The sequence below is a fragment of the Bacillus timonensis genome (assembly GCF_000285535.1).
Classification (GTDB): Bacteria; Bacillota; Bacilli; order Bacillales; family Bacillaceae_L; genus Ferdinandcohnia; species Ferdinandcohnia timonensis.
The window spans coordinates 455,925-462,210 of the sequence record NZ_HE610985.1; the positions used below are offsets into that span (position 1 = coordinate 455,925).

5 protein-coding genes are annotated in these 6,286 nt (G+C 36.7%); 2 read left to right on the forward strand and 3 right to left on the reverse strand.

Annotated features, from left to right (window positions below; genetic code table 11):
• Window positions 1–7 precede the first annotated feature (7 nt).
• Window positions 8–421: a CBO0543 family protein gene (locus BTHG_RS02615; RefSeq protein ID WP_010281980.1), complete on the reverse strand. Its 414-nt coding sequence runs from the start codon at window positions 419–421 to the stop codon at window positions 8–10.
• The gene (locus tag BTHG_RS02620; RefSeq protein WP_010281981.1) at window positions 390–1,535 is read right to left on the reverse strand and encodes a DUF2515 family protein; all 1,146 of its coding nucleotides are present in this window, start codon (window positions 1,533–1,535) and stop codon (window positions 390–392) included. Before BTHG_RS02620 ends, BTHG_RS02615 begins: the two co-directional genes overlap by 32 nt.
• A 75-nt stretch (window positions 1,536–1,610) precedes the next feature.
• Between BTHG_RS02620 and shc the strand changes: the two genes are divergently transcribed.
• Entirely contained in the window at window positions 1,611–3,497 is a 1,887-nt protein-coding gene (shc, locus tag BTHG_RS02625; protein WP_010281982.1) for a squalene--hopene cyclase, read from the forward strand.
• A gap of 75 nt (window positions 3,498–3,572) precedes the next feature.
• On the opposite strand, the gene BTHG_RS27250 is transcribed toward shc, so the two are convergent.
• Window positions 3,573–4,046: a hypothetical protein gene (locus tag BTHG_RS27250; RefSeq protein WP_232284415.1), complete on the reverse strand. Its 474-nt coding sequence runs from the start codon at window positions 4,044–4,046 to the stop codon at window positions 3,573–3,575.
• Window positions 4,047–4,433: 387 nt separating this feature from the next.
• On the opposite strand from BTHG_RS27250, the gene pepF reads away from it, so the two are divergent.
• Entirely contained in the window at window positions 4,434–6,227 is a 1,794-nt protein-coding gene (gene pepF, locus BTHG_RS02635) for an oligoendopeptidase F (RefSeq protein ID WP_010281989.1), read from the forward strand.
• Window positions 6,228–6,286 lie beyond the last annotated feature (59 nt).

Sequence of the window (6,286 nt, forward strand, 5' to 3'; positions counted from 1 at the left end):
TAAAGAGTCAGGTTTTCTTTGTATACAGCAAATGGTAAAGACCAAGCATGACTAATAAATAGATTGTATATCCAATTAGAGAATAGTAATGTTGCCAAGATGAGTCATGAACAAACCAGCCAATTGCTTCAGACATTTTTTCTCCACCGGCCATAATAGCTGCAAAGAAAAGTACGAGACAAAGCTTTCCAATCCTATTAAGCTTTTGACAAATCAAAAGAAATACAATAATTAAAAGCGGCAATCCAAACAGTGTAAAGCCAATATGGATAGAAAAAACTTCAGGAAACGGTCGCACAGGGAAAGAATATAAACTCTTTCCAACAAAATAAAGGTCAAGATATGTGCCAATTAGGCAACCAAATAATACTGTGACTACTAGCTCTCGATTAATCCAAAATCGAAATGGCCTTTTTGGCAATTGCTGCGAGCTCAAATTTTTCAAGGGTTTTACAGTATTCATGTTGAATCTCTCCATCCACATTTTCATAATCAGCAGCTAGGTAATGAATGACTTCCCATTCCTTGTACCAATCTCCAATTTCAGCAGGCTCATGTTTCCTATTTTTCCATGCCATCTCCAATCTCGGACTATAAATTCTTGGTGAACCCTTTGTAAGTTCACAGGATTTCACACGTGGTTTCAATAACGAACCAGGCAAACCTTCATCTACATGATTAAATATATGTGGCCAGTAATCTTTTCTTGACCCAGAATGCTGGACCTTCTTTGCCCAGGTCTCGATCGATTTTAATCTCTTTTCATTTCTAAATAAGATGGAATACAGTCTTTTTCCTAACAAGATACGTTCACGAACACTCTTAAATTGATGGAGGGTTTGACCAATCAAATGAATTTTTCCTTTTTCTTCAAATGGAAATAAAATATGATTCAAATCTAATAAATCCTGAAGCTTGAATTCTACTGTATCAAAGACTTCTTTTTTATATTTGGAATTTACAATAACACGATTTTCGAGATAACTTTGCTCATTAATAATTTGAGCAACCGTCAATATGTACGTATCATGCCTCTCCCAAAAATAATTCCAAATAGACTCCATAAAAACTGATACATGAAAATGGGGAAGTAGGTAAAATAAGTTCTGTCGGTATAATTTACTAGCCTCATAGAGTAAAAATTGAGGAAAGGCATCTTGAAAAATCAACCAATTCCCACGTTCCAAAAAGGTAAAATAAGACTCTGCATCCTTCATTTTTAGTAGTCTTGAAAGCTGCCCACCTTTTAAGTCCGTCATATTCCAACCACCATTGCGAGATACCATATGTCCTAGAAATGCCCAATGAATTTCGGGATGAGTTAAATAGAAATCTAGATAAGCCTTTGTCCGTGTTACATTATTTAGATTTAGACGTTTTGTCATCGCTTTAATTTGTTTGATGAGAAGTTGTTCCTCCAACGAAAGGTGCGAAAAAGTATTGGGCCGTTTTTGTCTTCTTTTTATATCCTTTTTAATTTGTAGAAGAGATACAGAGAGTCGCGGCTTTTTCTTCTTTTTAAATAGGTTGCACATTAGTGATAACCTCCTCAATGAATGCTCTAACTACACATTGAATATGTATGGAATAGGCTTATATGGAGGTGACATATGTTAGATAAAGTGAATGACGGAATCCGAAAGCTTATTGATACCATTAGACAGGACCAGACTTCTGATGGATCGTGGAATTACCCTTTTGAAACTGGAATTACAACGGATTGTTATATGATTATTTTATTAAGAAGCCTTGAAATAAATGATGAGAAATTGATTCAACAACTAGCAGAAAGGATAGTAAGTAAGCAGGAGGAAAATGGGGCATGGAAGCTTTTTTATGATGAAGGGGATGGAAATATAACGACAACGGTAGAAGCATATTACGCAATCCTTTATTCGGGTTATATCGATAAAAGAGACCCTCGAATGAAACGTGCGAAATCATTTATTTTAAAAAATGGGGGACTTAAGAACATTCATATGTTTACGAAATTTATGCTTGCTTTAACAGGTCAGCAAAAATGGCCGGACTTTTTTCCGCTGCCTATTGAATTCATCCTGCTGCCACCATTCTTTCCGATTCATTTTTATCGTTTTTCAGTATTTGGGAGGGCTAATCTTACACCCATCATGATTCTAGCTGACAAAAAATATAGTCTCACAACTAAGAAAAATCCTACTTTATCTGACTTAACTAGTACAAGAGAAGAAAGTCAATTAGACTTTCGAAACTCTCACGAATGGCGTTCATTCTATTCAAGTCTAAAACAGGCAATCAATCACTTAATTGGATTACCCTCTTATCTTCATCAGCTAGCAACTGAACAAGCAAAACAATACATGTTAAAACGGATTGAACCAGACGGAACATTTCTTGGTTACTTTAGCTCTACATTTCTTATGATTTTTGCATTACTAAGCTTGGGTTATCCAAAAAGACATCCAACAATCATTCATGCCGTGAACGGTTTAAAGTCAATGAAAACTGAAATAAATGGTCATACACATATGCAATATACGACTGCCCATGTATGGAATACCGCCCTTCTCGGATATGCCTTACAAGAAGCAGGAGTACACTCCTCCGATTCCATGATTAAAAAGGCAAACCATTATTTATTGGAACGCCAACATATCAAATACGGGGACTGGGCTGTTCAAAATCAAGCAGGATTTCCTGGCGGATGGGGCTTTGCAGATATGAATACGATTCATCCTGATGTAGATGATACGACCGCTTCCTTACGCTCAATTGCGAGGATGGTAAGAATCGAACCAGAATATAGACACTCCTGGGATAGGGGATTACAGTGGTTACTATCTATGCAAAATAATGATGGGGGATGGCCAGCCTTTGAGAAAAATACAGACAGTAAGCTTCTTAGCATATTACCAATCGAAAACGCTGAATATATACTAACCGATCCATCCTCCGCTGATTTGACCGGGCGGGCACTTGAGTATCTTGGTAGATATACGAAACTGCCAAAAAACCATCCTTCGGTTCAATCAGCGATAAACTGGCTTCATAAAAATCAGGAGGATAATGGATCATGGTATGGCAGATGGGGAATATGCTTTATTTATGGTACATGGGGAGCCATTACAGGCTTACTTGCTGTTGGCGTTTTGTCAACAAACTCATCGATTAAAAGGGCTGTCACTTGGCTTGAATCAATTCAAAACCAGGATGGAGGGTGGGGTGAATCATGTAGAAGTGACAGCAAAAACAAGTATGTCCCGCTGAAAACAAGTACCTTAACCCATACTGCATGGGCAGTTGATGCTCTTATCTCAGCAAGCAACAAACCTACCAAGGCCATTAACGATGGAGTAGATTTTCTTTTAAAGAATTTAGACCGAAATGACTGGACAACACGATATCCAAAAGGGCAAGGTATGGCTGGGGATTTTTATATTCACTACCATAGCTATCGTTTTATTTTCCCGTTACTAGCACTGGCTCATTATAAAAGGAAGTACAAACAAAATAGCTAAAAGAACAAAATCTGCTCTTTTAGCTTTTCTTAAGTTTTGATGGATTATTAATTTTATAATGAACCGGATCCTCAATCATAAATTCTTCTTCAACATCTTTGCCTTTTGCCAGTTTTTTTTGACGATTTTTGCATCAAATTCTAAGGCATTCCCTGGCTCAAGCTCTAATTTCTTTAAAGTCTTTGAATGTGAACACCAAGCAAGTCCAATTTCAATTGGCTCTTCTTGTTGAATCAAAACATTTTCTAGCACAATGACTTCATCATTATCTTCATTAAAGTGGTTCCATGTTAACGCGAATTGTTTGACATTAGCGGTAAAATGCACCTTATCGGTTGGTAACTCAATTTTTGGTGCTTTTTCTTTTTTCGCTTTCTTCTCAGGTTGTTCCTGTTTAGCTGTTGGCTTTGCTTCTCTTGCTGTTGTTTTTTCAACAATCGGCTTGCTTTCATGTTCTTTTTCTTCATAGGAGCTACTGATGTGTCTGAAATAGCCGCTTTCGTAAAGCTCGGTGATTGCATTTCCTTTAAGTAGGCTGGGTGTATGCAAGTTAAATTCCCATCCTCAAACTCAAGTACTATTGTATTATGATCTTGTGTTTTCCCATACACCTCATAGCCTTTTATTGTTACGATGCGTTGGTGGGTTCTTTCCTTATACCAGTATTCCTTTTTAACGGAGAGACCCCACTCACGAACTTTTTCTTCATAGTGGTCTTCATCAACAAATGTTTCGTAATCGCCTTTTGGAGGAAGATACGCCATCCCTTGAGAGTCTTCTACATGAGGCAATTTATTCGCCATGTAAGAACATCCTTTCATTTTTTACAAATTTATGTAATTCATATACAATAAAATGAAACATACCTATCTCATATCATATATTTCTTTCTTACATATTAAAAGTAATTTCAATTTAATTCAAAGGAGAATTGCGATGACAACTACATATACGTCTCGAAATGAAGTGCCTGAACAAGAAAAATGGAACTTGGATGACATCTATTCTGACCTTACGAAATGGGAGGAAGACTACAAACTGATTGAAAAAATGGGGGAGGACCTCGCGAAATTTGATGGAAGTATTCATGATGGACATTCATTATGTGAGTATTTAACCTTAAGTGAAAAACTGTCTTTCCATTTTAGCAAGCTGTATGCATATGCGATGTTAAAGGTTGATGAAGATACCCGTGTTACAAAATCACAATCTTTTTTAGACCGCGCCAAACAGCTTAGTGTGAAGGTGAGTTCTGCTAATTCTTTTTTCATGCCATTTTTATTAAGCTTAGATGAGGAAACATTAAATCGGTACATTGCCGAAGAAGAAGGGCTTCAGTATTTTAAAAAAGAACTGCTTGAATCTTTCCGTTATAAGCCACATGTATTGAATAAAGACCAAGAAGAAATCCTGTCACGATTAGGAGAAGCACTCTCTGCACCAAGCACAACCTACGGAATGATTAATAATGCTGATATTCGCTTTGGAACAGTCACAAAGGAGAATGGTGAAAAGGTTGAGTTAACAAGAGGAATGTATGCAAAGCTAATTGAGGATGAGGACCGAGAGAAACGAAGAGAGGCATACAAAGCTTATTATGAGCCTTATGTACATTTAAAAAATTCAATTGCTTCTACTTTGTCAGCTGCCATTAAAAATAATGTGACAATTTCAAAACTGCGTCATTATCCATCTGCACTTGAAAAAGCATTATTCGGGGATAATGTTCCTAAAGACGTCTATGAAAATCTAATCGAAACTACAAAGAAAAATATCAGTGTCATGCACAAATACACGAATATTCGCAAAGAAAAACTTGGTCTAGATGAACTTCGCCAATATGATTTAAGTGTTCCACTTGTGAGTGGTGCCAAAAAGGATATACCTTTTGAAGAGGCATTTGAAATAATGTGCAATGCTCTTGCGCCATTAGGCGAGGACTATATCAAAACGTTAAAAGAATTTAGAAAATCACGTTATTTCGATGTGAGAGAAACGCCTGGAAAACGATCAGGCGCCTATAATTTAGGTGTATACGGGGTACATCCTTACATTCTTTTAAATCATCAAGATGACTTAGATAGTTTATTTACATTGGTCCATGAATGTGGCCATGGCGTTCATAGTAAATTAAGTTCTGAACATCAACCCCAAATCACGGCTCGTTACAGTATTTTTGTCGCAGAGGTTGCCTCAACCGTGAATGAGGTACTATTAATTAACTATCTTTTAAACACCGAGGAAAATGAAGAGGTAAAGAAATTTCTCATCAATCATTTTATTGATAAATTCAAGGGAACCTTATTTACACAGGTTATGTTTGCGGAGTTTGAGAAAAAGACCCATGAAATGGCTGAACAAGGGTTGCCTTTAAATGTTGAATCCTTTAGTGAAGTGTATGAAGGATTGTTTAGAGAATACCATGGTGATGACCTTGTGTTTGATGATGAAGTAAAATATGGCTGGGCACGGATTCCACATTTTTACCGTCCATTTTATGTTTATAAGTATGCAACAGGTTTTGCATCAGCGATTCATATCGCAACAAAGATTCTTGAAGGGGACGAAACAACAATACATTCTTATCTTGAATTCTTACAAAGCGGTAGCTCTGACTACCCACTTGAGCTGTTGAAAAAGACAGGTGTTGACCTTACAACTCCATATCCAATTGAAAATTCAATGAAAAAGTTTAATGAGTTAGTAGAAGAATTCTCTACTATGTACTAAAAAATAGCCTTCCAGTAGTGGAAGGCTATTTTTTATTCCTTTGGATGAACCATATCCTC

Coding starts and splice junctions, on each gene's coding strand:
- BTHG_RS02620 (WP_010281981.1), bottom strand. CDS start 1,535: ATGTGCAACCTATTTAAAAAGAAGAAAAAGCCGCGACTCTCTGTATCT.
- shc (WP_010281982.1), top strand. CDS start 1,611: ATGTTAGATAAAGTGAATGACGGAATCCGAAAGCTTATTGATACCATT.
- pepF (WP_010281989.1), top strand. CDS start 4,434: ATGACAACTACATATACGTCTCGAAATGAAGTGCCTGAACAAGAAAAA.